Source organism: Brevibacterium aurantiacum (genome assembly GCF_003932995.1).
Classification (GTDB): domain Bacteria; phylum Actinomycetota; class Actinomycetes; order Actinomycetales; family Brevibacteriaceae; genus Brevibacterium; species Brevibacterium aurantiacum.
This window is the reverse complement of sequence record NZ_CP025333.1, coordinates 834,657-859,330: the sequence shown is the minus strand read 5'-3', so window position 1 is coordinate 859,330 and position 24,674 is coordinate 834,657. Positions and strand designations below refer to the sequence as shown.

Annotated in this window: 19 protein-coding genes; 9 read left to right on the top strand and 10 right to left on the bottom strand. The window is 64.2% G+C overall.

The window, feature by feature from the left end:
• Positions 1–4 precede the first annotated feature (4 nt).
• Genes hpaD through CXR25_RS03870 form a run of 4 tightly spaced genes read right to left on the bottom strand, consistent with a single transcriptional unit; the run spans position 5 to position 4,846 of the window.
• Positions 5–1,117, bottom strand: a complete 1,113-nt coding sequence (gene hpaD, locus CXR25_RS03885; protein ID WP_096160306.1) for a 3,4-dihydroxyphenylacetate 2,3-dioxygenase — start codon at positions 1,115–1,117, stop codon at positions 5–7.
• An 11-nt stretch (positions 1,118–1,128) separates the two neighbouring features.
• The gene (hpaE, locus tag CXR25_RS03880; RefSeq protein ID WP_009883955.1) at positions 1,129–2,634 is read right to left on the bottom strand and encodes a 5-carboxymethyl-2-hydroxymuconate semialdehyde dehydrogenase; all 1,506 of its coding nucleotides are present in this window, start codon (positions 2,632–2,634) and stop codon (positions 1,129–1,131) included.
• Entirely contained in the window at positions 2,631–3,338 is a 708-nt protein-coding gene (locus CXR25_RS03875) for a GntR family transcriptional regulator (RefSeq protein WP_241212390.1), read from the bottom strand. Before CXR25_RS03875 ends, hpaE begins: the two co-directional genes overlap by 4 nt.
• Before the next feature lie 26 nt (positions 3,339–3,364).
• On the bottom strand, positions 3,365–4,846 hold the full coding sequence (locus CXR25_RS03870; protein WP_114384541.1) for a fumarylacetoacetate hydrolase family protein: 1,482 nt from the start codon (positions 4,844–4,846) through the stop codon (positions 3,365–3,367).
• A gap of 174 nt (positions 4,847–5,020) precedes the next feature.
• Here CXR25_RS03870 and CXR25_RS03865 point away from each other — a divergent pair, with 174 nt between their 5' ends.
• Together CXR25_RS03865 and CXR25_RS03860 are read left to right on the top strand one after the other, a co-directional pair.
• Positions 5,021–6,358, top strand: a complete 1,338-nt coding sequence (locus CXR25_RS03865; protein WP_240513760.1) for an MFS transporter — start codon at positions 5,021–5,023, stop codon at positions 6,356–6,358.
• Between the two features lie 79 nt (positions 6,359–6,437).
• The gene (locus tag CXR25_RS03860; protein WP_114384540.1) at positions 6,438–8,339 is read left to right on the top strand and encodes an FAD-binding monooxygenase; all 1,902 of its coding nucleotides are present in this window, start codon (positions 6,438–6,440) and stop codon (positions 8,337–8,339) included.
• Positions 8,340–8,419: 80 nt separating this feature from the next.
• On the opposite strand, the gene CXR25_RS03855 is transcribed toward CXR25_RS03860, so the two are convergent.
• From CXR25_RS03855 to CXR25_RS03835, 5 genes are all read right to left on the bottom strand, one after another.
• Positions 8,420–9,367, bottom strand: a complete 948-nt coding sequence (locus tag CXR25_RS03855; RefSeq protein WP_125177970.1) for a hypothetical protein — start codon at positions 9,365–9,367, stop codon at positions 8,420–8,422.
• A gap of 101 nt (positions 9,368–9,468) precedes the next feature.
• Positions 9,469–9,987, bottom strand: coding sequence for a hypothetical protein (locus tag CXR25_RS03850; protein ID WP_114384538.1), 519 nt, complete (start codon positions 9,985–9,987; stop codon positions 9,469–9,471).
• A 62-nt stretch (positions 9,988–10,049) separates the two neighbouring features.
• Positions 10,050–11,777, bottom strand: a complete 1,728-nt coding sequence (locus tag CXR25_RS03845) for an HNH endonuclease (RefSeq protein ID WP_125177969.1) — start codon at positions 11,775–11,777, stop codon at positions 10,050–10,052.
• Between the two features lie 53 nt (positions 11,778–11,830).
• Entirely contained in the window at positions 11,831–12,442 is a 612-nt protein-coding gene (gene udk / locus CXR25_RS03840) for a uridine kinase (protein ID WP_029417298.1), read from the bottom strand.
• Between the two features lie 94 nt (positions 12,443–12,536).
• The gene (locus CXR25_RS03835; protein ID WP_114384536.1) at positions 12,537–14,117 is read right to left on the bottom strand and encodes an FCD domain-containing protein; all 1,581 of its coding nucleotides are present in this window, start codon (positions 14,115–14,117) and stop codon (positions 12,537–12,539) included.
• A 38-nt stretch (positions 14,118–14,155) separates the two neighbouring features.
• Between CXR25_RS03835 and CXR25_RS03830 the strand changes: the two genes are divergently transcribed.
• Positions 14,156–17,737, top strand: coding sequence for a bifunctional proline dehydrogenase/L-glutamate gamma-semialdehyde dehydrogenase (locus tag CXR25_RS03830; protein WP_114384548.1), 3,582 nt, complete (start codon positions 14,156–14,158; stop codon positions 17,735–17,737).
• A 123-nt stretch (positions 17,738–17,860) separates the two neighbouring features.
• Here CXR25_RS03830 and CXR25_RS03825 read toward each other — a convergent pair whose 3' ends face one another.
• On the bottom strand, positions 17,861–18,622 hold the full coding sequence (locus tag CXR25_RS03825) for a GntR family transcriptional regulator (protein WP_096146552.1): 762 nt from the start codon (positions 18,620–18,622) through the stop codon (positions 17,861–17,863).
• 327 nt (positions 18,623–18,949) lie between these two features.
• Here CXR25_RS03825 and CXR25_RS03820 point away from each other — a divergent pair, with 327 nt between their 5' ends.
• Genes CXR25_RS03820 through CXR25_RS03795 form a run of 6 tightly spaced genes read left to right on the top strand, consistent with a single transcriptional unit; the run spans position 18,950 to position 24,542 of the window.
• Positions 18,950–20,089 (top strand): ABC transporter substrate-binding protein, encoded by a 1,140-nt coding sequence (locus CXR25_RS03820; RefSeq protein ID WP_096146551.1) that lies wholly within the window; start codon positions 18,950–18,952, stop codon positions 20,087–20,089.
• The gene (locus tag CXR25_RS03815; RefSeq protein WP_096146550.1) at positions 20,086–20,967 is read left to right on the top strand and encodes an ABC transporter permease; all 882 of its coding nucleotides are present in this window, start codon (positions 20,086–20,088) and stop codon (positions 20,965–20,967) included. Before CXR25_RS03820 ends, CXR25_RS03815 begins: the two co-directional genes overlap by 4 nt.
• Positions 20,952–21,851: an ABC transporter permease gene (locus CXR25_RS03810; RefSeq protein WP_205677683.1), complete on the top strand. Its 900-nt coding sequence runs from the start codon at positions 20,952–20,954 to the stop codon at positions 21,849–21,851. Before CXR25_RS03815 ends, CXR25_RS03810 begins: the two co-directional genes overlap by 16 nt.
• Positions 21,848–22,942, top strand: coding sequence for an ABC transporter ATP-binding protein (locus CXR25_RS03805; protein ID WP_096146549.1), 1,095 nt, complete (start codon positions 21,848–21,850; stop codon positions 22,940–22,942). Before CXR25_RS03810 ends, CXR25_RS03805 begins: the two co-directional genes overlap by 4 nt.
• On the top strand, positions 22,939–23,607 hold the full coding sequence (locus CXR25_RS03800; protein WP_096146548.1) for an HAD family hydrolase: 669 nt from the start codon (positions 22,939–22,941) through the stop codon (positions 23,605–23,607). The genes CXR25_RS03805 and CXR25_RS03800 overlap by 4 nt, the downstream gene beginning before the upstream one ends.
• Positions 23,608–23,633: 26 nt before the next feature.
• A complete protein-coding gene (locus CXR25_RS03795; RefSeq protein ID WP_164513791.1) occupies positions 23,634–24,542 on the top strand; it encodes an endonuclease/exonuclease/phosphatase family protein in 909 nt (302 codons plus the stop codon).
• Positions 24,543–24,674 lie beyond the last annotated feature (132 nt).

The following is a 24,674-nucleotide window of genomic DNA, read 5'->3' as shown; positions in this document are numbered from 1 at the left end:
CTCCTCAGAGCTGGTGGCCCAGTTTGAACTCGTCTTCTCCGTCGTCAGCACCCGAATGTGCCCCGAAGTCGCTTTCGGCGTCCTCACGGCGAGTGTAGGAGAACCCGTCGGCGCCGATCGTGACGTCCATTTCGGAGTCGTCGGTGCGCTGCGTCAGCGACACCGGGTTGCCCTCGAGGTCGAGGACCGTGGAAGCGTCGGTGTACCAGGACGGAACGACCGGGTTGCCCCACCAGTCACGACGCTGGTTGTCGTGGACATCCCAGGTCACGCGTGGGTTGTCGGGGTCGCCGGTGTAGTAGTCCTGCGTGTAGATCTCGATCCGGTGACCGTCGGGGTCGCGCAGATAGAGGTAGAAGGCGTTCGAGACACCGTGGCGGCCCGGTCCGCGTTCGATCGCGTCGGAGAGGCGCAGCGCACCGAGCTTGTCGCAGATGGCGAGGATGTTGTGCTTCTCGTGCGTGGCGAAGGCGACGTGGTGCATGCGTGGTCCGTCGCCACCGGTCATCGCCGTGTCATGCACGGTGGGCTTGCGGCGCATCCACGCCGCGTAGACGGTGCCTTCGTCGTCCTGGATGTCCTCGGTGACGCGGAAGCCCAGGTTCTCCATGTAGTTCACGGCCTTCGGCACGTCCGGGGTGACCTGGTTGAAGTGGTCGATGCGCACAAGCGCGCCCGGGGAGTAGAGGTCGTAGCGCCAGGCCAGACGTTCGACATGGTCAACCTCGTAGAAGAACTCATAGGGGAAGCCGAGGGGATCCTGGACGCGCACCGAATCACCGATGCCGGCGACGAATCCCTCCTTCTTCCGCACCACCGGGCAGCCGAGCTCACGGTAGTACGCCTCGGCGGCGTCGACGTCTTCAGGGCTGCGCACGCGGTAGGAGAATGCGGCCACCGCGGCAACCGGGCCCTGGCGGAGGATCAGGTTGTGGTGGATGAACTCCTCCATCGACCGCAGGTAGACGGTGTTCTCGTCTTCCTCCGTGACCTGGAGGTCGAGCACATCAACGTAGAAGTCGCGCGACTTCTTCAGATCGGTGACGACGAGCTCCATGTAGGCGCACCGCAGAATGTCCGGGGCTGGAACTGATGGGACTGGGATTGTTTGGGACATGTGTTTTCCTCTCACTGCTTCCCGAAGACTGGGTTGTGGACCTCGCCGAGGTTGATGTGCACGGACTGCTGCTCCGTGTAAAAGTCGATCGACCGGTAGCCGCCCTCGTGACCGAGGCCCGATGCCTTGACACCGCCGAAGGGAGTGCGCAGGTCACGGACGTTGTTCGAGTTCAGCCACACCATTCCGGATTCGACGGCCTGCGAGAAGTTGTGCGCCCGCTTGAGGTCTGAGGTCCAGATGTAGGCGGCCAGACCGTACTTCGTGTTGTTGGCCAGCTGCAGCGCCTCTTCGTCTGATTTGAAGGGTGTGATCGCGACGACGGGGCCGAAGATCTCCTCCTGGAAGATCCGCGCATCCGGTGCGACGTCGGCGAAGACGGTCGGTTCCACGAAGTTGCCGGTGTCGAAGCCTTCGGGGCGGCCGCCGCCAGCGACGAGGCGAGCCTCTTCCTTGCCGATTTCGACGTAGGACATGACCTTCTCGTAGTGCTCGGGGTGAACCAGTGCGGCCACCTCGGTGCTGGGATCCGAAGGCAGACCCACCTTCACGCGCTTGGCCTGAGCGGCGTAGCGTTCGACGAACTCGTCGTAGACGGACTCTTCGACGAGGATGCGCGAACCGGCGGTGCAGCGTTCGCCGTTGAGGGAGAAGACGCCGAAGACCGTGGCGTTGATCGCCGCGTCGAGGTCGGCATCGGCGAAGACGACGGCAGGTGACTTGCCGCCGAGCTCCATCGACAGGCCCTTGAGCCAGGGTGCGGCGTTGGCGAAGATCGTCTGACCGGTCGTCGACTCACCGGTGAAGGAGATCAGCGGGACGTCGGGGTGCTTGACCAGGGAGTCTCCGGCGAAGCCCTCCTCGCCGTAGCCGTTGACCATGTTGAACACGCCCTTGGGCAGTCCGGCCTCTTCGAAGATGCCCGGCCACAGTGACGCTGAGAGCGGGGTGAACTCGGCAGGTTTGAGCACGACGGCGTTGCCGGTCGCGATCGCCGGAGCCAGCTTCCACGATTCGAGCATGAACGGGGTGTTCCACGGGGTGATGAGTCCGGCGACGCCGATGGGCTTGCGGTTGACGTAGTTGGCCTGGCGACCGGGAACCTTGAACGCGTCATCGACCTGGGCGACGATGAGGTCGGCGAAGAAGCGGAAGTTCTCCGCGGCACGGTTGGCCTGGCCCTTCGCCTGGGTGATCGGCAGACCGGAGTCGAAGGACTCCATCTCGGCCAGTTCCTGGCTGCGGGTTTCGGCGATGTCGGCGATCTTGTTGAGCACGCGGGCACGTTCACGTGGGAGCATCGTGGGCCATGGGCCTTCGTCGAAGGCCTGCTTCGCCGAGGCGACGGCGGCGTCGATGTCGGCCTTCTTACCCGAGGCGGCCTTGATGTAGGGCTCGTTGGTCACCGGGTTGATGACGTCGAACTCCTCACCGTCGATCGAATCGACGAATTCGCCGTTGATGTAGTGACGGATCTTCTCCGGCAGGTTCGCTGGAGCTGCAGTGGACTCGGTCATGACTTGTCCTCTTCTCTGTCGATGTTTCCTGTGCTTGCAGGGGTCTCGGTGGTTTTGGCTTGGGCTTCTTGGTAGCTGGCCAGCGTCGTTGAGCGGTGATTCCTCACGACCCGTTCGATCTCCTCCGCCGAGGCGCGGGCTCGGATGAGTGCGACGATCCTGGCGTGCTCGTCGACCGATCCGCGTGCCCGTTCGGGCACGAAGGAGAAGGTCGAGTTGCGCAGGTGAGCCAGTCGGTCCCATTCGACGGCGACCAAGGAGTGCAGTCGTTCGTTCGGGCACCGGCGGAACAGTGCCGCGTGGAATTCGTGGTTGAGCCGGGTGAACTCGGTGGGGTCGAAGTCGGTGAGCAGGTCACGCATGCGCTCATTGATCTCATCCGCCTCGGCGAGGTCATGCTCTCCCAGGAATTCAAGAGCCTGCGCGGTCGCGGCTCCCTCGAGGATCGCCACGGCCTCCATCGACTGCGCGTAGGAGCTCTGGTCGACCATGGCCACGCGGGCCCCGACATTGCGTTCGAAGGTCACGAGCCCGTCTGCTTCGAGGCGACGGATGGCCTCCCTGACCGGGACGACTGAGGTGTCGAGCTCGAGCGCGATCTGAGCCAACACCAGTTTGTGTCCGGGCTCGAAGGTCTGATCCGCGATGCACTTTCGGATCCAGCGGTAAGCCGTCTCCGCCTTGCTCAGCGAATTCGGCTCCATCGGTGCGTCAACTGTTCCAGCCGAGGTCATCGCGCGGCTTTCCAGGCTTCGAACTTCTCTTTCCATTCGCCCTTTGGTGGGAACAGCGACTCGATCGGGTTGCCGGCAGCGACCTGTTCGGCCACCCAGCCGTCTTCGATCTCCTTGGCCAGCGCCGCGTCGACGACTTCCTCGACGAGGTCACGTGGGATGACGATGACTCCATCGTCATCTCCGACGATCACGTCACCGGGCAGAACAGTCGCGTTTCCGCAGGCCACGGCCACGTCTGATTCCCATGGGACATGCTTGCGGCCGAGTACGGCAGGGTTCTTCGCCGTCGCGAACACGGGAAGGATGCCGGCCACCTCGGCGGAGTCGCGGACTCCCCCATCAGTGATGACGCCGGTCGCGCCCTGGGACTTGGCCCGCAGTGCGAGCACGTCGCCCAGCGTTCCCGAACCGGCTTCGCCGCGTGCTTCGATGACGACGACCTCACCGGAGCGCAGGGTGTCGAATGCCCGCTTCTGGGCGTTGTACCCGCCGCCGTGGGACTTGAACAGGTCCTCACGGTTGGGCACGAAGCGCAGTGTCTTCGCCGTGCCGACGACCTTCGAGCCGGGCACGAGGGGTGAGACGCCTTCGATGACGATGTTGTTGAGTCCGCGCCCGCGCAGCTGCGCGGAGAGACCAGCTGTCGGAGCCTCGGTGAGCTTGGCCCGCAGGTCTTCACTCAACGGGTTGGCGGCCGATTCCTCCGGTGCCAGACCGGCTTCCTCCCGCGATCCCCAGGCATCGGCCTGCAGTGCTTCGGTCACGGCCGGTGTGCTGCCCAGCTTCGGATCGAATTCGCCCGCGCCCTCGACGACGTTTGTGACGAGGCGACCCGAGCTCAGTTCTGCTCCGGTGCTCGCCGAGGTGGCGCTGACCTCGACCTCGACCGTGTCCCCGGGAGCGACGACGCTCGATCCCGCGGGGGTGCCGGTGAGGATGACATCACCGGGTTCTAGGGTCATGTGCTGGCTGAGATCGGCGACGATCTGGGTCAGGGGGAAGATCAGCTGCGCGGCACTCGTGCCGTCGTCCTGCTTGACCTCGCCGTTGACCCAGGTGCGGATGCGCAGTGACTGGGGGTCCGCCTCGGCGGCGGGGATGATGTTGGGACCCATCGGCGTGTAGCCGTCGCGGCTCTTCGAGCGCAGATTCGACCCCTTGTCGGGGGCCTTGATGTCGTAGAGGCCGAAGTCGTTGGATGCGGTCACGCCTTCGACATATGACCAGGCCTCGTCGGCGCTGACCCAGCGGGCCGCAGTGCCGATGACGATGGCGATCTCGCCTTCGAAGGCGAGCAGCGAGGTTCCGGCCGGACGCTCGATCGCATCTCCCGGTGCGGCCAGGGAACTGGTGGCCTTGAGGAAGTAGGACGGCTGGGCCGGCCGTTTGCCGCGCTGAGCAGAACGCGACTCGTAGGCCACATGGACGGCAATGATCTTGCCCGGACGGGCTGGAAGACCAGCTGGAGTCGACATCGATCTCACACCTCATTTCGATTAGCTTTCACCCAGATCGTATATGATACGGTTCCGGAGAACAAGTAGTCCGCGTCACATGATTGAGGTCACGTCAGCGTTCCTGCGCTGCGATCTCTGACCCATGTGACGACAGCACTAACGCAGCAGTCTCAATGCGACACAGGAGTCATAGTGAGTAAACAGCACACCCAAGGCAGGGTGGCATTCGCGACCGTCGTCGGCACCAGCATCGAGTGGTATGACTACTTCCTCTATGCGGCGGCCTCGGGGCTGATCTTCAACCAGCTCTTCTTCGGCCCCCTGGGTTCGACGCTGTCGACCATGGTCGCCTTCGCCACCGTGGGCATCAGCTTCCTGTTTCGCCCCCTGGGCGCTTTCCTCGCCGGCCACTACGGCGACAAGCTGGGGCGCCGAGTCGTCCTCATCATCACCCTCATCGCAATGGGCGCAGCCACAGCCCTGATCGGCTTCCTGCCGACCTACGAGTCGATCGGAATCGCAGCACCTCTCCTCCTCATCCTCCTGCGCATCATCCAGGGCATCTCGGCCGGCGGCGAATGGGGCGGAGCCGTCCTCTTAGCCGTCGAACACGCGGAGGTCAAGCACCGCGGACTGCGTGGATCCTTCCCGCAGATCGGCGTCTCCATCGGCCTCATCCTCTCCTCCGGCGTGCTCGCCCTGATGACGGCGATCGCTCCCGGCGACGCCTTCCTCGAGTGGGGCTGGCGAGTGCCGTTCTTCCTCTCGATCCTGCTCGTCGCGGTCGGATACTGGATTCGCCGCGGAGTCGAGGAGTCCCCCGTCTTCCACGAGATCGCCGAGCGCAAGGAGCAGGTTGCCAACCCGCTGGGCAAGCTCTTCAAGAGCCACTGGCTCCTCGTCATCCTGGCCTCGCTGGTCTTCGTGGGCAACAACGCCGCCGGCTACATGACCACCGGCGGCTACATCCAGAACTACGCCACGGACCCTGCCGGCCCGATCGGACTCGAGCGCGGTCCGGTGCTCTGGGCGGTCTCCGCCTCCGCGGTGTCATGGCTGATCTTCACGATCGTCGCCGGTGCGGTGTCGGACAAGATCGGGCGGAAGAATACTTACCTGCTGGGCTGGATGCTGCTGCTCATCGGCATCTTCTCCCTCTTCCCCCTGGTCAACACCGGCAGCATCTGGATGCTCTTCCTCGGCCTCGTCATTCTGACTGTCGGGCTCGGGTTCACCTACGGGCAGCAGCCGTCGATGTATGCCGAGATCTTCCCCTCCAGCGTGCGCTTCTCGGGGGTTTCGGTGTCCTACGCGATCGGGTCGATCCTCGGCGGTGCCTTCGCACCGACGATCGCGAAGGCCCTGGTGTCGGCCACCGGCACGACCACCTCGGTGGCCATCTACCTGGCGCTCGTCACCCTCGTCTCGTTGGCCGCCACACTGGCCCTGCGCGACCGTTCAGGCATCCCTCTCGGACCCGCTCACGAGGAAGAACAGTCTGTGAGCCCGATCATAGGCGTGCGGTCATGATGACCTGAGTAACACTAGATCGTATATGAACTGCTAATATTGAGAAGTCACGAAGACGTGTGATGAACCGGAGGTTGACATGCATTTTCACCAGCACGGCTATGTGTCCGCAGACCCGCGGATCGAAGCTGCAGCAGGTTATGGAATCGATCGTCCCGCTGATCTGCCCGATGAGGTCGATGTCCTCATCGTCGGCAGCGGACCGGCAGGGATGGTCGCCGCAGCTCAGCTGTCACAGTACCCAGGGGTGAACACCCGACTCATCGAGAAGCGGGACTCGCGCCTGGTCATCGGACAGGCCGATGGCATTCAGGCACGCTCGGTCGAGACGTTCCAGGCGTTCGGATTCGCCGAGGAGATCATCCGCGAGGGTTATCACATCATCGACATGTCCTTCTGGAACCCGGACCCGGAGAACCCCGAGCACATCATCCGCACGGGACGGCCGAAGGATGACGAGACCGGAATCAGCGAGTTCCCACACCTCATCGTCAACCAGGCTCGTGTCCTCGACTACTTCGCTCAGTTCGCCAAGCAGTCCCCCGGGCGCATCGAGCCCGACTACGGCATCGAGTTCGTCGATCTGAGGGTCGACGAGGACTCTGCGTCGAAGCACCCAGTCAGCGTCACCGTCCGCTATACCGCAGGAGCGCGCGCAGGCGAAGAACGCACCATCCGCGCCGGATATGTCATCGGCTGCGACGGTGCCCGTTCGGGCGTGCGCAAGTCGATCGGTCGCACGATGACCGGTGACCAGGCCAATCACGCCTGGGGCGTCATGGACGTGCTCGCAAACTCCGACTTCCCCGATATCCGCAACAAGTGTGCCATCTCCTCCAAACACGGCAACATCCTTCACATCCCCCGCGAGGGCGGGCACCTGTTCCGCATGTACGTCGACCTCGGCGAGGTACCGGAGGACGACGCACGCAAGGTGCGGCAGACGAGCGTCGACGAGATCATCGATCGCGCGAATGCCATCATCAAGCCCTACAGCATCGATGTGAAGAACGTCGCCTGGCACAGCGTCTACGAGGTCGGGCACCGCCTCACCGACGCCTTCGACGACACCGATGACACCACTCCCGGATCACCATGCCCACGCGTGTTCATCACCGGCGACGCCTGCCACACGCACTCGGCGAAGGCCGGTCAGGGCATGAACGTGTCGATGCAGGACGGGTTCAACATCTCGTGGAAGCTCGGTCAGGTGCTGTCCGGACGATCCTCGCAGGAGCTGCTGCGGACCTACTCCGCAGAGCGGCAGGTCACGGCGAAGAACCTCATCGACTTCGACAAGGAATGGTCGACGCTGATGGCCACTCCGCAGGAGGAGTTGCCGGACGAGACCTATCTGCAGGACTTCTACGTCAAGACAGCTGAGTTCCCCGCCGGGTTCATGACTGAGTACACCGAGTCGATGATCACTGCATCCACCGCACACCAGGAGCTGGCCACCGGCTTCCCCGTGGGCAAACGGTTCAAGTCGGCCAGGGTTCAGCGCAACTGCGACGCCAACTACATCCACCTCGGCCATCGGGCGCGAGCGGACGGCCGCTGGCGCGTCTATGTCTTCGCCGATGCTCCGACACCAACCGATGCCACCTCGTCAAAGGTCGCCGAACTGGCCGACTGGCTCAATGCCGATCCGGCCTCGCCGTTGGTCAAGTACCGCCGTGCAGGCGAGGACCTCGACAGTCTCCTCGAGCTCAGCGTCATCTACCAACAGGGTCACACCGAGTTCTCCTTCCCCGATGTGCCGACAGTCTTCCGCCCGCACGTCGGCGAGTTCGACCTTGAGTATGTGGAGAAGATCTACGCGACGCTGCCCGATGAAGACATCTTCGACGTGCGCGGCATCAGCCGTGACGGTGCCGTGGTCGTGGTCCGTCCCGATCAGTACGTCTCGGGCATCTTCCCCTTGGATGCCCATGACGAGATCGGCAGCTTCTTCGACGGAGTGTTCGTCTCCGAACAGTGACTCGTAGGTTCTAGTCACTGGTCTGTTCTAGTGACGAGTCGGTTCCGTTGACGCCGACGTCTCAGCAGTGTGTGAATGCCTCACCTGAAGAGACGTCGGCGTTGTCGTTGGGCGATGAGTCCACTGATGCCGGCGACGATCAGTGTGATGCTCCCCAACGCCCAAAAGCTCACTCCCGCCGCCGGGAAGCCGACGATGTTGGCGCTGATCGATTCTCCGGACGCCGTTTCGCCTCTCCACCGGACGGTCGGCGGATACGCCAGGATTCCGTACAGCATAAAGTACAGGCTCACGCCGAACGCTACGACGATTGCTGACCACCACGTTGGTGGATCCATGCTCAGCCCGACTGCCGCGCTGAGGATGACAAAAGTCCACGCAAACAGGACACCGGGGCTCATATCGACCAGGCCGGTTGTGTTGAGTCCCAAGGATGTGAGTGTGACACCCTCTTCATCCGTCGCCTGGTTGTCCATGATGGGCACCCAGATCATCACGATCCACGAAGCCAAACTCATCAGCGGCAGCAGCCGCGCAGCGCCGTCGGCCAGAGTTCGGTGCTGGCGAGCGACGAGCCGGCTGTGGGCGTCTTGGCGGAAACGATCAGGCGACTGCTGACGTTCACCGATGAGGCCGCAGATCCCCGCAACGATCAGAGCCATACTCCCGATTGCCCACAATGCAGCCCCCGCCGCGGGAGAGGCCACTTCCATTCCGCCGATCCACCTCCCGCTCTCGTCCTGACCGTCCCACATCAGCGACGGAGGCTCGGCCACCATGTTGATCAGCGACGCTAGGACAGCGATGCCGAGACAGACCGTGGCCCAGGCCCACATCAGCAAACGGTCGACGAGCCATGCCGAGATCACACAGGCGAGCAGGCAGCTCCAGATGACGACGAATTTGGGATCGAGGTCGCTGAGGTCGCGGGGAACATCACCCAACGAGGTGACGACGATCCTCGTGGACTCTTTGGTGTGCAGACTGTTGAGCGAGCTGTCGAGGACCGGTACCCAAAGCGTGACCACCCACGCGCACAACGCCAGAATCGGCAACAGCCTCGCAACGATTCGGGCCTTCCGCCCATCTGGTCGTTGGCGTGGGCGACTCTTTGCAGTCTTGCGCGCACTCACGGCTGTCGCCTCGGACGAGATCTGTCAGCAGACCATCCGGCGCTCCCCGCTGCGCCAAGCGCCAAAGCTCCCACCAAACTTATGAAGAAGCCGAAGTCAGGGAGCGCGACTTCCATGCCACCCGTCGGCATCCCATCAGGAGTCTGACCGTCCCACAACAGAGACGGCGGGTTGAGCGCGGCGAAGACGAGAACGATGATGAGGAGTGCGGCGATGACCATCGCCGCACCGGACCACCAACGCGAGATCCCGAAGAGCAGAGGCAGGATCGAGAAGACGACCACTAACAGCCAGACTGCGAAGAATCCTGGAACAGCGGTCGCCGGTTCGAACGGGTCCTCCCCCAGCGACGTGATCCTGATCCTCGGCCCGTCATTGTTGCCGCTGTCGAGGATGGGCACGAAGATCGTGATCACCCACGCGGCGACAGTGGCCAGCGGCAGGAGACTCGCGATCCGGCGCAGGTGCCTTGTTCGGTCGGAAGGTCCATGAGAGCTGCCATCGTCAACGTTCATACTCAGAATCTTGAGGCAGATCGTGGTGTCAGCCGTGTCGGATTTGTTGCAGTCTCAGCACGTCACCCGGCGTCGAGCATTCCCTCGCGCAGACCTTCCTCGACTGCGCTGCCCGTCGAAGCCGCTGGCACACGCCGTCGGCCGGAGGACAGAGATCGGCCAGGTCTACGCGACCGGGGACGGTAGCGAACACCTACCGTCGGCGGAATGAGCAGAGGATCGACCACCTCGGCGATCTCGCACTCGAGGCTCTCCCCTGCAGGCGCCGACTCGGGCTCGGCCGCCGGCTCCGCTACAGGATCTTCTTCCGGCTTCGCGTCCACGAACTTCCTGGCCTCCGATGCCGAGATCGGAAGGTACGGCAGCTCTATCTCACGGCCGTCGACGTCGCCCGATTCCGAATCGGAATCAGAATCAGAATCAGCCTCAGGTGGGTCTCTCTGCGGTTCGAGGAGCCCGGCGAGCTGCAGCCGCCAATCGTCGGCGGCGTTCGCATCCGGTGGTGCAGTACCGGGTCGCGGGTATTTCATTCGTCTGACGAACGGAGGTGTTGCCGTTTCGTAGTCGAGGCCGCTCGGCGTGGTGACCTTCAGGCCCTGGGCCGTGGCTTCGTGCGTCCACCCCGGGTGTTCCTTGGCATAGTTGCAGGCTGCGCACAGTCCCGAGCCGTTCTCCCACGAGGTCGCGCCCCCGGATGCATATCCCTCGGCGTGGTCGGCGTGCTTGATCCTGGCATCGCACCACGGCGTCCGGCACACGTCATCACGGTAGACGACCATCTGCCTGAGCCGTCCGGTAAAGGTCCGGGAGCGTGATTCCATGCCCACCAGCTGACCGTCGGTGACCTGGGTGAACATGCGGCGGATGAAGATCTCCGCCTCGTTTGCGGCGATGAAGCTGCGGGCTGTCTTGGCAGGCAGGGGGCCGAATCCGGGCAGCCATGCGGGAACCATGCCATCGGAGAACAGGGATTCCGCCTCGATGACCAGGTGGACTTCGGTCGGAACCGCCTCGGCGTCTGCCTGACCGGTGAGTCGCTCGACCAGGGTGTCGGCCATGAGCTGACTGTACCTGCGCCCCTTCGCCGTCCCGGCCGCCAGCACGGAATCCGCTGCCTCTCGCAGTCCTTCGTAGACCGCGACTGCCTGCTGGATGGGCAGAATCGCAGACACGCGTCCCACCCCGTCGTCGAGCGGGGTCATCGTCACACGCCGATTGGCCGTTGCCTTCTTCACTCGTTCGGCAGCTGCTTCGTCGTTCATCTCTTCTGCCAGGGCTCGCGCTTCGGTCCGCAGACTCCGCAGACCGGACGGCTCCAGGCTCGATTTCATTCGAGAGTCGACCTTGCGGCGGTCGGCGGTCGGCAGGCATGCGGTCTCGTCGACCATGATGCGGGCTTTGTCTTCGGAGATGTCTCCCGAGGACAGAGCCTTGAAGGTGTTGGGCAGTTCGCCGACGATTGCTCGCGAAGTGGAGAGGAACTTCCGGCCGGTTCCCGGTGAGACTTTCTTCGCCAAGGCGATCTCCTCGGCGGCGTGAGTGCCGCAGTCGCGGTCCGGGACCTGGTTGAGCGCATCGCGACGCCGGCGCGCCGCCTCGAAGGCCACAGCCTCGGTCGACTGCACGGAGGCGATCGTTGCCTTAAGGGACTCGAGGGCGCCGATGCGAGCGAGCGCAGCGGACTCGGTCACCGCAGTAGCGGTGCCGCGCAGCATGGAAGCGAAGCGGTCGATCTCGGCGATGAGATCATGATCCGCCGGTGGAGCCTCCGGAACGGGTATCGCGTCCATACCAACACACTACGAGTCGCCACTGACACGAGATTTCCCGACCACGCGGGATACTAGCCGACGTCCCTCTGAATCCGGTTGAGGACCATGTCCATGGCCACGATATTGTGCCCGCCATCAGGGATGATGATGTCTGCGTTGCGCTTCGAGGGCTCGACATAGAGTTCATGCATCGGCTTGACGGTGCCGATGTACTGGTCCTCGACCGACTGCAGCGTGCGTCCCCGCTCGACCACGTCACGCTTGATCCGTCGCAGCAGACGAACGTCGGCGTCCGTGTCGACGAAGAGCTTGATGTCGAGCAGCTCGCAGATCCGAGGTTCTGCGAAGATGAGGATACCCTCGACGATGATCACCGGTGAAGGCTCGACGAGGGTCGTGCGATCGCTGCGGTTGTGGATCGAGAAGTCGTAGACGGGACTCTCCACCGCCTGCGAAGACCGCAGAGCACTGAGGTGTTCGACGAAGAGGTCGTTGTCGAAGGCATCGAGGTCGTCGTAGTTGACCTTCTCCCGCTCCTCGTACGTCAGCTCGTCCCGGCGCCGATAGTAGTTGTCGTGGAACAGTACTGATGGCGGGCCCGCGCACTTGTCCAGCAGCGCCTGCGTCAGGGTCGTCTTTCCGCTGCCGGTGCCCCCGGCCACGCCTACAATCAAGGTCTCCACGGTTCAACTATCCCTTTCGACTCTGCGAACTCCAGCACTGACTTTCCCCAAATTTATACCAGTCACCCTCGCCGAGGTTGTCCGGCGGGTGTGTTCATCCGCTCCGTGTCAGCTGTGCCCAGAGGTCCTGGTCGAACCGGCGGCGAGCAAAGAGTCCGGCCATGTGCCTGACCGCGTTGTCGACTTTGCCCCGCCAGGCGCTCACAGCGGTGTCGGCGTCCCCCAGCGACAGCGCCTTGAAGATCGCACGGTCATCGATGAGAATACGATCGCTGGCTGGTGAGTAGTCGAGCTGCAGGACCGAGATGAACAGGCGCAGACGCAGAGTCAGGGCTTCGAAGGAGCGGGTGCTCTGCCGCAGTCCGGAGGCTCGGGCCAGTTCCTGCTGGAAGTGGAGGTCCGCGTCTTCGACGTCGATTCCGCTCTTCGTGGCCGCCGATGCCTCCACCTGCCGCAGCGCCAGCTGCACGGGCACGAAGTAGCGCTTGGGCCGCAGTGCCAGGGACCGCAGGAGCACCTCGCCCACTGCCATGCGTCCGGCGTAGAGGTCGAGGACGTCGAGGGTGGTGATCAGCGGAATCCGCGTTCCGCCACGGGAACCGTCGAGGAGTTTGTCATCGACCATGCGCCGCAGTGCGGCATCCACCGACGACCGAGGCACCTGCATCCGTCGTGACAGGAGACGCGGATTGATTCGGTCTCCAGGCTCGTATCCGGAGTCGATGATCTCCTCACGCAGGGCGATCGCCAGGTGCTCGGTGATGGATCGCGTCTCCTTCGGCAACCACGAAGAGATCTCCATTGAGTCAGAACTAATGGAACTTCTCTGAGCATCGTTGTGGCTCGCCTCCTTCCACATGACCCCCTCGAAACCGTGGCGCACTCGGGCGGCGAGCATGTCGAGCAGGGAACCGGGTACGTCGCGGCACGTAGCAAGAGCAGATTTGGCGGCGTCGAGGAATTCCGCGAAGTCGCGATGGACTGCGATGGCCGCGCTCTCTGCCGTGTCTTGACTCTCAGCCACCCCTCCGCTTGTCTCCTTGTGAGGATCGAAGACGAGGAAGCGCTCCCGCTGACCTCCAGCCTGAAGCAGCTCGAGCATCGCCGAGGCATCGGTCTGGCGGTGCTCACTGTCGAAGCGCTGCGGCCAGTGTTGAACCCCGGCCGAACGCAGGGCGGCCACGATGCCGGCGATGCGGCGCTGAACTCGTCGTGCTGAGACTGCGCTCGAGCCTCCACCCCCGTCGCCACCACTGCCAGCGCTATCATCGCCGCCTCGCTGATCGGCAGCGCGAATGCCGATGATGACCAGGGGGAATCCTCCTGCCACAACGGTGATCTCGTCGCCGCCGCGCACCTGATCCCGCGGCACCGTCATTCCCCTCATCGCGCGAGATACGATGCTCTGGCTCAGGCCGGTGGCCTCGGCCAGCGCCCGGGTCGAATAGTCCTTCCCCGAGATCCTCGCCCCTGCCGTGCTCACCAAGGCCTCGACGACCTGATCTGCCGTGCTCTGGATCTGCGGGCGGCCGCTGCGCGGGCGATCCTCGAGATCGGATCGCAACATCCACCGACGCAGACTCGACGGTGAGACGCCGAACTGCGCAGCCACCTCGGCGATGGAGGATGAGGCCGTCCCGGCGACAGCGGCACGGCGCATCTCTGAGGAATACATCACTCTATTCTATTACTTCTGACTCAACAATGTCTGCGATGAGTCGCGAACCCTTCACTCCGCATTTGCTCCGGCGCATACTGATCTCAACGATCCCGTCAAAGGTCAACGACGACGCGGGAACACTCGGCACAGAGCCCAGCCAGACTCACCCAGAGTTCGTCCAACAGAAAAGGAACGAGCAGTTGTTGCACACAGATTCTGATCTCGATCAGCTCACCAGTCGCTCCATCGACACCGTCCGCAAATGGCTGCGCGTGGCAACGAGCAAGACCACTGCGAAGAACCCTGCTGCCGAACGCCTCTCGGCGGTGCTCTCGGACCCCAACGGACTCGACTTCACCGTCGGATTCGTCGATCGGGTCGTGCGCACCGATGACGTGCACGCCGCCGCCGATGCCCTGGCCGAGGTCGGCAAACTCGCTCCCGAGACGATGTCCGCACTCGACCGTGCCCAGATCAAGGCCGGTGCGGCATTGGCCAAGATCGCGCCGCAGGTCGTCGTCCCCGCTGCTCGCACCCGCCTGCGCCAGATGGTCGGGCACATGGTCGTCGATGCCCGCGACAAGCAGTTCGGCAAGGCCGTCTCCACGTTGACCGCCGACGGGCACCGGCTCAACATCAATCTCCTCGGCGAGGCTGTCCTCGGTGATGGCGAAGCCGATCATCACCTCGAAGAGACCCACCGCCTGCTGGCGCGCGAGGACGTCGACTACGTCTCCGTCAAGGTCTCCTCCGTCGCTTCTCAGATCTCGATGTGGGCCTTCGACGACACCGTCGACTACGTCGTCGAACGCCTGCGCCCGCTCTACCAGCAGGCGGCGAAGGCACCGACCGGGTCCAAGTTCGTCAACCTCGACATGGAGGAGTACCGGGACCTCGAGCTCACGATCGCGGTCTTCACTCGCCTGCTCGCCGAACCCGAGTTCAAGAACCTCGAGGCCGGAATCGTGATCCAGGGCTACCAGCCCGATGCCCTGGGGGCCGTGCAGCGCCTGAGCGAATTCGCCAACGAACGCGTCGCCGATGGCGGGGTCGGAATCAAGGTTCGCCTCGTCAAGGGCGCGAACCTGGCGATGGAGACCGTCCACGCGGAGATCGCCGGCTGGCCCGCCACCACGTGCGACTCGAAGCAGTCCACCGACGCGAACTACAAGCGCGTCCTCCATTGGCTCTTCACGCCCGAGCGGATGAAGGGGCTGCGCATCGGCGTGGCCGGCCACAACCTCTTCGACATCGCCTTCGCCCACCACCTGTCCGTCGACCGTGAGGTCACGAACCGGGTGGAGTTCGAGATGCTGCAGGGCATGGCCTCGGAACAGGCCGCCGCAGTGACGGAGGACGTCGGAGACCTTCTCCTCTATGTCCCGGCCGTGCACCCGAAGGAATTCGACGTCGCCATCTCCTACCTCGTGCGCAGGCTCGAGGAGAATTCCTCGTCCGAGAACTTCATGTCGGGCATCTTCGACCTGGCCAACGGCAACGACGTCTTCGTCCGCGAGGCCAACCGCTTCGAGGACTCCGTCCGGCAGCTCGAAGACATTCTCGCGACAGACGGCGATTCCGCTCCCATGCCCAACCGTGGGCAGAACCGTGCGGCCGAACGCGATGTCCCGGGCACGGCACCGACCGAATTCTTCAATGAGCCCGACACCGATCCCTCGCTGCCCGCGAACCAGAAGTGGGTCAAGGCCATCATCGCCGAGGCGACCGCTCCCGGATACCTCGACGACCGCCCGAAGACGCCGAAGGTCGATTCGGCAGCGCAGCTCGATGAGATGATCGCCGGCGGTCGTAAGGCGGCGAAGGCCTGGCGCGAGCTCGGTGCTGCCGGACGTGGCGAGATCCTCCACCGTGCGGCCGAGATCTTCGCCGCACGCCGCGGTGAGTTCATCGCCGTCGAGGCCGCCGAGGTGGGCAAGATGCCCTCGCAGTCCGATCCGGAGATCTCCGAAGCCATCGACTTCATCCGCTACTACGCTCTCAACGCCGCGGAGCTGGAGACCCTCGAGGGGGCGAGCTTCGTCCCCGATGAGATGGTCGTCGTCACCCCGCCGTGGAACTTCCCCATCGCCATCCCCACCGGTGGCACCGTGGCAGCTTTGGCCGCAGGTTCGGCCGTGATCCACAAGCCCTCGAAACCCACCCAGCACTGCTCGGCACTCATCATCGACTGCCTGTGGCAAGCCGGCGTTCCGAAGGACGTGCTGCAGCTGTGCACCCCGTCCGACCGTGACCTCAGCCGTCACCTCGTCGCCCATCCGGATGTCGACCGTGTCATCCTCACGGGTGCCTCCGAGACGGCCGCTCTGTTCAAGTCCTTCCGTCCTGACCTGCACGTCAATGCCGAGACCTCCGGCAAGAACGCCCTGCTCATCACTCCTGCGGCGGACCGGGACCTGGCTGTTGCCGACCTCGTGTACTCCGCTTTCGGCCATGCCGGTCAGAAGTGCTCGGCCGCCTCGCTGGGCATCATGGTGGGCTCAACCTATGATTCGGAGCGCTACCGGCGCCAGCTCATCGATGCCGCCTCGTCGATGGTCGTCGACTGGCCTGCGAACATGTCGGCAACCATGGGACCGCTGACCGAGGATCCCGCCGACAAGCTCGAACGGGCCCTGACCTCCCTCGAACCGGGTGAGTCCTGGCTGCTCGAGCCTCAGCAGCTCGATGACACGGGTCGCCTGTGGAGTCCGGGAATCAAGGACGGCGTCAAGCCGGGGTCCTTCTTCCACCTCACCGAGGTGTTCGGACCCGTGCTCGGACTCATGCACGCCCGTGACCTCGACGAAGCCATCGAGTTCCAGAACGCGGTGGACTTCGGTCTCACCGGCGGCATCCACTCCCTCGATCCCGAAGAGGTGCGCACCTGGCTCGACGAAGTCCAGGTCGGCAACGCCTACGTCAACCGCGGCATCACCGGTGCAATCGTGCGGCGTCAGTCCTTCGGCGGCTGGAAGCAGTCCTCCGTCGGGCTCGGCTCGAAGGCCGGTGGCCCGAACTACCTCATGCTCTTCGGCCATTACACCGACGATCCCTCCACTTTGCCAGGGGCCACTGACTCGAGGCAGAGCCTCGAACTGGCGAAGGCCGATGATGAGCGGTGGCTGGCACGTGAGTTCGGCGCGGCGAAGGACCACACGGGACTTCACTCGGAGGCCAACATCTTCCGCTACCGGCCCCGTCCGGTCACACTGCGGGTGATCTCGACGACTACGGTGTTCGACCTGGAGCGCTCGCTGCATGCGGCGAAATCCGTCGGATCAACGGTGCAGCTGTCCATCGCCGAGGACGTCGCCTCCGAGGTGAAGATTGCGGCGACGAACGCCGGGGTTGCGGCTCGCACCGAGTCCGCCACGGTCTTTGCCGACATGGTCGCCCAAGGCCGCTACGACGATTCCGTCGGTGCCCGCATCCGCGTGCTCGGACCGCAGGAGCCCGAGCTGCTGGCGGCCACCGCACCACGTCCCGAGGTTGCCGTCATCGACGAGCCGGTGACCTCCTCGGCGAGGGTGGAGATGCGCTATTACGTGCAGGAGCAGGCCGTGTCGATGACTCTGCACCGCTTCGGCAACCCCAGCCGCGACTTCCACGAGCTGGCGGCCGAACTGAAGGCCTGAGCGGCTCGAGCGGCCGAGAGCCGAAGAGCGCCCCGGAACGACCTGTCACCAGGTTGTTCCGGGGCGCTTTCGACGTTTTGCGCTGCTGCCGCTGGTCCTTCCACCGGATAGGGGAAGGCAGCCTCAGAACCAGTCCTGCTCGTCGGCAGTGAGCCAGCTGATGGGATTGACATTGCGACCGTTGGACATCGCCACCGACAGAAAATTGGCGAGATAGCGGTCTTCGGAGATCTCCAGCGGGCTCCCCGCGCCATCGCGACTGCGACGCAGGTGGCGCAGCAGCGGCCGCCCCCTGGAGACCTCGAGCAGAGCCGCATCCTGCTGACTGCAGACCGTCGCGGAGAAGACGTGGTCGGCACCGGCGAAGACGATTCCGTGCTCCTGCTCAAGCCAGCGACTGACAGATGCTGCGTCGCCGGGGACCTTCTCGACCAGCTCGCCGAGCTGCTCCGGGTAGCTGGTCCGCTCGACCATGACCTTCTCACCGTCAAGCAGGCGAACACGCAGCACACGCAGCACCCGTGCACGCGGGTCGACATTGAGCGCAGCGGCATTCTCCTTGCCTGCGATGTGCCAACCCTGTTCGATGACGTGGCCGCCGGGGGTGCGCCCATGCGCGCTGGCCCACTGCGCAAAGCTGCGGAACTCCTCGGCCACGGCGGCCGGCCGCGGCGTACGCAGCACTGTCTTCCGGGCACCGCGGCGACCGCCCAAGGTGCCTTCGCTGACGAGCAGGCGCAGGGCTTCCCGCACGGTGCCGGGGGCGACTGCGTACTCAGCGGCCAGCGCCGCCTCGGATTCGAGACTCTGCCCCGCCTGCCGCACACCGCTGCGAATAGAATCGCGGATCTGCTCCGCAATCTGCTCATACCGTGCCTCGCTCACTCCTGCGATCCCCTCATGGTCGTCCTTCCAATCCAGTCTGTCCTCTCACCACCGCATACAGTCACGTGCATCTACGCTACCGCACGCAATGAAGCGCGGTTGACAGCGATCTCTCGGGCAGCAGCGGGCGTGGAGAGTCAACCACGCTTGCCAAAGAATTCACGACTTCACTAGTGAAGTTATATTCAATATTGAAACCTCACTAGTAATCTGGTTTGGCATTATCCATTCGGTTCTCTATCGTGGACGTAGCTTGAACCAATCCAAGAGCCATTGCAGAACCCATGCGCACAGATCTGCGCACAAGTCCGAAAGGCGATTACACCGATGTTCAGACATACGAAGAAGCTCACTGCCGCCCTCACACTGGGCACCCTGGCAGTCCTGTCCGGTTGCAGCGGAGCAGGGGAGTCCGAGTCATCTGCCGACTGGCGTGCAGCAACCTCGGCCGAAGACGGCGGAGGCATGGACGCCCTGATCGAAGCTGCTCAGGCCGAAGGCAGCCTCAATGTCATGGGGCTCTTCCCCGACTGGGCGAACTACGGCGGACTGCTCAAGGCGTTCTCGGACAAATACGACATCGAAGTCAACAACGACACTTCGACGGGCGCCAGCCAGGATCTCATCAACGCCGTCAAGAACAGGCAGGGGCAGGAGAGCTCGCTCGACTACCTCGACACCGGTGAGTCCTTCGCCGTCGATGCCTCAGAGCAGGGCCTGCTCGCGAAGTACCGCCCGGCCACGGCCGACGATCTTCCCGAGAACATGCAGTCCGAGGACGGCACCTGGTTCAACCACCTCGGTGGGACCATGGCCATCGGCTGCGACACCGAAGCAGTGAAGACATGCCCGACGACCTTCGGAGAGCTCCTCGATTCCGAGTACAAGGGCAAGATCGCCATTCGCGGCAATCCGACGACGGGCGAGGCCGGCTTCATGACGGTCATGGCCGCATCCCTGGCCAATGACGGTACGCTCGACGACATCCAGCCGGGAATCGACTACTTCGCACAACTCTCCGACAAGGGCAACCTCGTGCCCACGGAGGCCGAAGCCGGCACCATCGAGACCGGAGAGACCCCGATCGTCATCAACTGGGACTACCTGTTGCTGCAGTGGGCCGATGATCTGGCCGACAGCGGCGTCGATATGTCGATCGAGATCCCCTCTGACGGGACCGTCGCCTCCTACTACGCCGCATCGGTCAACGACGATGCACCGCATCCGGCCGTCGCCCGCCTCTGGCAGGAGTTCGTCTTCAGCGATGAAGGCCAGAACCTTCTGCTCGAGGGCTATGTGCTCCCCGGTCGCCTCGACAGCATGGTCGAAGACGGCACCGTCGATGAGAAGGCGCTCTCGAAGCTGCTCGACGATGCAGTGGACAACGAAGCACCTCAGCCCACACAGGAGCAGCGCGACTCGCAGGCCGAGGTTCTCGCCGACAACTGGGCGAAAGCTGTCGGATGATTTCTGCTCCAACCGATACCCGACGCAGAGCGAGCCTGTCGCCGGCGTGGGCCGCACTGGCCCCGCTGACCATCGTCCTCGCGCTCTTCTTCGTCGTCCCGATCGGCGGAATGGTCGTGACCTCCCTGCTCGTCACCGGCAGTTCACCAGGGACCTCGACCTTCAGCGCAGACAACTTCACCGCCCTGGGGTCCGGCTCCCGGTCCATGGCGCTGAAGAACAGTCTGCTCCTGTCGTTCACGGCTGCGAGCGTCGCAGCCGTGTTCGGCGGCATCTGCGCATGGGCGATCTCAACAGTGAAATCGAAGGTCGTCGACTCGTTGACGGCAGTGATCTCCAGCGTTCTGGCCAATGACGGAGGGGTCCCGCTGGCGTTCTCCTTCATCGTGGCCGTCGGCAACACCGGCTATTTCACGGCGCTGATCACCGCAGTCGATTCCACCTTCACGCTCTACAGCGTCAAGGGCCTCATCCTCATGTACCAGTACTTCCTCATCCCGACGATGATCCTGCTGACACTGCCCAGCTTCGTCGCGCTCAAACAGCAGTGGCGCGAGGCCAACACCTCGCTGGGAGGAAGCAGCTGGACCTTCTGGCGCCGGGTCGGCCTGCCCGTGATCACTCCAGCACTGCTCGGCGCCTGGCTCCTGATGTTCGGCTCGGCCTTCGGCACCCACGCCTCGGCCGCCGTCCTCATCGGCACCGGAGCCTTCCCCCTCATCCCGCTCGAAATCGCCGGCCAGCTCGCCGGCTCGGCTGCCACCGGTGGCGAGGGCGTGGCGATGGCTCTGGGCGTGACCACCGGAGTGATCGCGGTGATCGTGCTCATCGCCTTCAACGCACTGACGAAGAGGAGCGCAAAGTGGCTCAACAGCTGAACTCCGACACCCGTGAGCGTCCCGGGGTGACGAAATTCCTCGCCTGGCTGCCGATCGTCGCCTTGCTGATCTTCATCCTCACTCCGCTGCTGAGCTCGCTGACGTACTCGTTCTTCCGCTCCGACGGCAGCTTCACCACCTCGGGGCTGACCGGTCTCGCGGACTCCGGACGGATCGTCGCTCCTCTGACGCGCAGCCTCATCGTGTCCGTGCTCGCGGCCGTCGTCCTCATCGCCACGGTCGTACCCGCGGTGGTCGCGGTCCATCTCTGGGCTCCGAAGATGCGCTCCGTGCTCAGTATCCTCTGCACTCTGCCGCTCGTGGTTCCCGCGATTGCGATCGTGGCCGGGCTCTCGGCGGTGCTGCGCAACCTGGCCTCCCATGGCCGAGGCAGCCTGGGCATGGAGCTGAATGCGATTCTGCAGTCACAGGACCTCCCTCTCGTGCTCGTGGGCACATATGTCGTGTTGTGTCTGCCCTTCACCTACCGGTCGATCGACGCGGGTCTGTCAACACTGCCGCTGCGCACGCTCTACGAGTCGTCCTCCATCCTCGGCGCGCGTATGGGCACAACACTGTGGCAGGTGGTGATGCCGAACATCCGCGGTCCGATCATGTTCTCCGCGTTCTTCACGTTCGCTCTCTCGATCGCCGAATACACCGTGGCCGCGACCCTGTCGATCAATACGCTCCCGGTGTTCCTCAACACCCTCTCCAGCACGAACTTCCGTGGCTCGATCACGCTGTCCGTGCTTCTCAACCTCACGACGTGGCTGCTGCTGGCCTCAGCGACTCTGAGCGCATCGCGCTTCGGACACCGCTCCGCCGCAGAGCCCGAAGCGACCGTGGCGAACGAGCCTCGAAAGGAAGCCGAAATCTCATGAGCACAGCAGCGAAGAGTCCCCCGATCCAGGCAGCAGCCGAAAGTCGGGATGAGTCGATGTCAGTCCGCTTCGACCGGGTCAGCAAATCCTATGGCGACACCGAGGTGCTGCGTGATTTCAGCATCGACATCGCTGCAGGCAGCATGGTCAGCTTCCTCGGCCCCTCAGGCTGCGGGAAGACGACGACCCTGCGCATACTCGCCGGATTCGAGCCCGTCAACAGCGGTGACGTCATCGTTGGCGGCGATTCCGTTCTGCAGCTGCCACCGAACCAGCGCAGCATGGGAATGGTGTTCCAGAGCTACAGTCTGTTCCCCAATCTCAGCGTCTTCGACAACATCGAGTACGGGCTGCGCATTCGCAAGGTCGACGGCGGTGCCCGGCGCCGACGCTCCGAGGAGCTGCTCGAGATCTGCGGACTCACCGAGATGGGCTCGCGCTACCCGCATCAGCTCTCCGGCGGCCAGCAGCAGCGTGTGGCTCTGGCCCGTGCCCTGGCCACACAGCCGAGGGTACTCCTGCTCGATGAGCCGCTGTCAGCTCTCGACGCCTCGGTGCGCTCATCTCTGCGAGACGAGATTCGTCGAGTGCAGCAGACCCTGGGCACCACCACGGTCTTCATCACCCACGATCAGGGCGAGGCCTTGGCCATCGCCGACAGGGTGGCCGTGATGAACGCAGGCAGGATCGAACAGTACTCGGCACCGCACGAGATCTATTCCCAGCCCGCCACGGCATTCGTCGCCCGCTTCGTCGGTTCGATCAACGAATTCGCCGTACCCGCAGACTGGGCGACCGGTGACCGCCTGCCGATCGCCTCGGGCGCCGATGACGTCATCTTCGTTCGCCCCGAGAATCTCAGCATCGCTGCCAGAGACGACGGTTTCCTCCAGGTCAAGCGCCAGACCTACACCGGTGAGCGGACCATGCTCCACCTCGGCCGACCCGGCAGCGAGAGTGCCGAATGGTCCGCGTCCATCTCCTCTGCCGATGCCGGTGCCCTGCAGACGGGCACCCGGGTTGAGGCCGCAGTGACGGCCGACGCCGCGCTGCGCCTGCCTCGCCACGAAGCCGAAGGAGCCAGCGCATGATCGTCTCCGACCTCGAAGGTGCGATCTTCGACTGCGATGGAATCCTCGTTGACTCCGAACAGCCGTGGATCGATCTCATGACGTCCTACCTGCGCAACATCGGAGCCTCTCACATCCCGGCCGAACAGCTGCGCGGGCTCACCGCAGCCGAGGCAGTCACCTCGCTGGTCGAGATCCATCGCAGTCTCGGCTCCCCCGCGGATGCTGCCCCGCCTGCAGCCGCCGAGGTGGACGCCGCCTACAGCGATGCGCTCGCGGACCTGAGCGCCCCTATGCCAGGGGCGCGGGAGTTCGTCGCGTCGATGTCGGGAGCCATTCCGGTCGCGGTGGCCAGCAACGGGAGAGCCGAGGACGTTCGGGGGCTGCTCGAACGCGCCGGGATGCTCCATCTCTTCGACGTCATCGTCACCATCGACGATGTCGAGCACGGCAAGCCCGACCCCGCCCCCTACCTCCTTGCCGCACAGCGCCTCGGCCTGGCCGCCTCGGCGGTGGCTGCGTTCGAGGACTCCCCCGTCGGGTCCCAAGCCGCCGCAGACGCTGGCTGCACTGTGGTCGGCATCAACGATGATCCAGACGTCGAGCTGGCCGGGCAGGTGCGTCTGACAGACTTCGGGCAGCTGCACTTCGACCGCGCTGCACGCTCACTTCATCTGCTCCGATGAGCAGTCGACCGAAACAGGAGACCACCATGTCCACATTCACACTGCAGACCTGGAACCTCTGGTACGGGGGCCGAGAGGTCGACTTCGGCCAAGAGAAGCAGTACGCGATCGCCGCGCAGTTCCCCGCGGACGTGCTCGCACTCCAGGAATGCTGGGGAAGCGCCGCGGAGAATCTGGCTCCGAAGATCAATGCTGCCTGCGCACAGTCCGGCTTCGACAACGCCGTGCTCAGCACCGGTGAGCTCAGTGTGGTGAACACGGACACGATGCCCTACGCTCAGGCCGCCGTGATCCGCCCCGTCCCCGGCTCCGCCCCGATCCTGGTGTGGTCGGTGCACCTGGCGCCCTACCCCTATGCCGTCTACCGTGCGCTGCAGGGCGAGGGTCAGGCGGTCGCCGATGAGGAGGAAGCTCCACGAGTGAGGCAGATCGAGCAGATCCTTGCCGAGACCGACCGCATCTGCACCGAACTGGGGAACCAGGAGCTGCCCGTCGTGATCTGCGGGGACTTCAACACACCCGCCACGGGTGACTGGGCAGAACGGGCGGATCGGCCCGACATCGCATGGGGCTCACCGGATGCACTGCTGGAAGCCGGCTTCGTCGACTCCTTCCGTCAGGTCCATCCCGATCCGTCCGTTGTCCGGGCCGACACCTGGTCACCGATCGAACCCCTCACCCATGCCGGACACGCAGAGAAGCCGGAACCCGGACGCACCGACGGCGCCGAACCGCGCGATCGCCTCGACTTCATCTTCTCCCGGGGGCTGAACATCGTCGACAGTGTGATCCGCGGGTGCAGCCCCGAAGGTCTCGACGAACCCGGGTTCGTCGATGTCGGCGGCCGCTGCGAACACATTCCCAATCAGCGTCACAACCGGTTCCCCTCCGACCACCAGCTGGTCGAGACCGTCTTCGCCTGCCCGGAGGACTGAGCCGGGCCGCCGCGTCTCGACTTCGTGTCCGGACCGTGTAGTAGCCTCGAGTCCACTGGCGCACCCAGTGTTCATTCGCAGTGTTCACATCTGGTTCACATGTCTGTCATCGAAGTCGGCCTGTGGCTGAGT

Bases quoted from the DNA above. Each gene is read 5' to 3' on its own strand.
- hpaD (WP_096160306.1), bottom strand. From the start codon at position 1,117: ATGTCCCAAACAATCCCAGTCCCATCAGTTCCAGCCCCGGACATTCTG.
- hpaE (WP_009883955.1), bottom strand. From the start codon at position 2,634: ATGACCGAGTCCACTGCAGCTCCAGCGAACCTGCCGGAGAAGATCCGT.
- CXR25_RS03875 (WP_241212390.1), bottom strand. From the start codon at position 3,338: ATGGAGCCGAATTCGCTGAGCAAGGCGGAGACGGCTTACCGCTGGATC.
- CXR25_RS03870 (WP_114384541.1), bottom strand. From the start codon at position 4,846: ATGTCGACTCCAGCTGGTCTTCCAGCCCGTCCGGGCAAGATCATTGCC.
- CXR25_RS03860 (WP_114384540.1), top strand. From the start codon at position 6,438: ATGCATTTTCACCAGCACGGCTATGTGTCCGCAGACCCGCGGATCGAA.
- CXR25_RS03850 (WP_114384538.1), bottom strand. From the start codon at position 9,987: ATGAACGTTGACGATGGCAGCTCTCATGGACCTTCCGACCGAACAAGG.
- CXR25_RS03845 (WP_125177969.1), bottom strand. From the start codon at position 11,777: ATGGACGCGATACCCGTTCCGGAGGCTCCACCGGCGGATCATGATCTC.
- CXR25_RS03835 (WP_114384536.1), bottom strand. From the start codon at position 14,117: ATGTATTCCTCAGAGATGCGCCGTGCCGCTGTCGCCGGGACGGCCTCA.
- CXR25_RS03830 (WP_114384548.1), top strand. From the start codon at position 14,156: ATGAGTCGCGAACCCTTCACTCCGCATTTGCTCCGGCGCATACTGATC.
- CXR25_RS03820 (WP_096146551.1), top strand. From the start codon at position 18,950: ATGTTCAGACATACGAAGAAGCTCACTGCCGCCCTCACACTGGGCACC.
- CXR25_RS03815 (WP_096146550.1), top strand. From the start codon at position 20,086: ATGATTTCTGCTCCAACCGATACCCGACGCAGAGCGAGCCTGTCGCCG.
- CXR25_RS03805 (WP_096146549.1), top strand. From the start codon at position 21,848: ATGAGCACAGCAGCGAAGAGTCCCCCGATCCAGGCAGCAGCCGAAAGT.
- CXR25_RS03800 (WP_096146548.1), top strand. From the start codon at position 22,939: ATGATCGTCTCCGACCTCGAAGGTGCGATCTTCGACTGCGATGGAATC.
- CXR25_RS03795 (WP_164513791.1), top strand. From the start codon at position 23,634: ATGTCCACATTCACACTGCAGACCTGGAACCTCTGGTACGGGGGCCGA.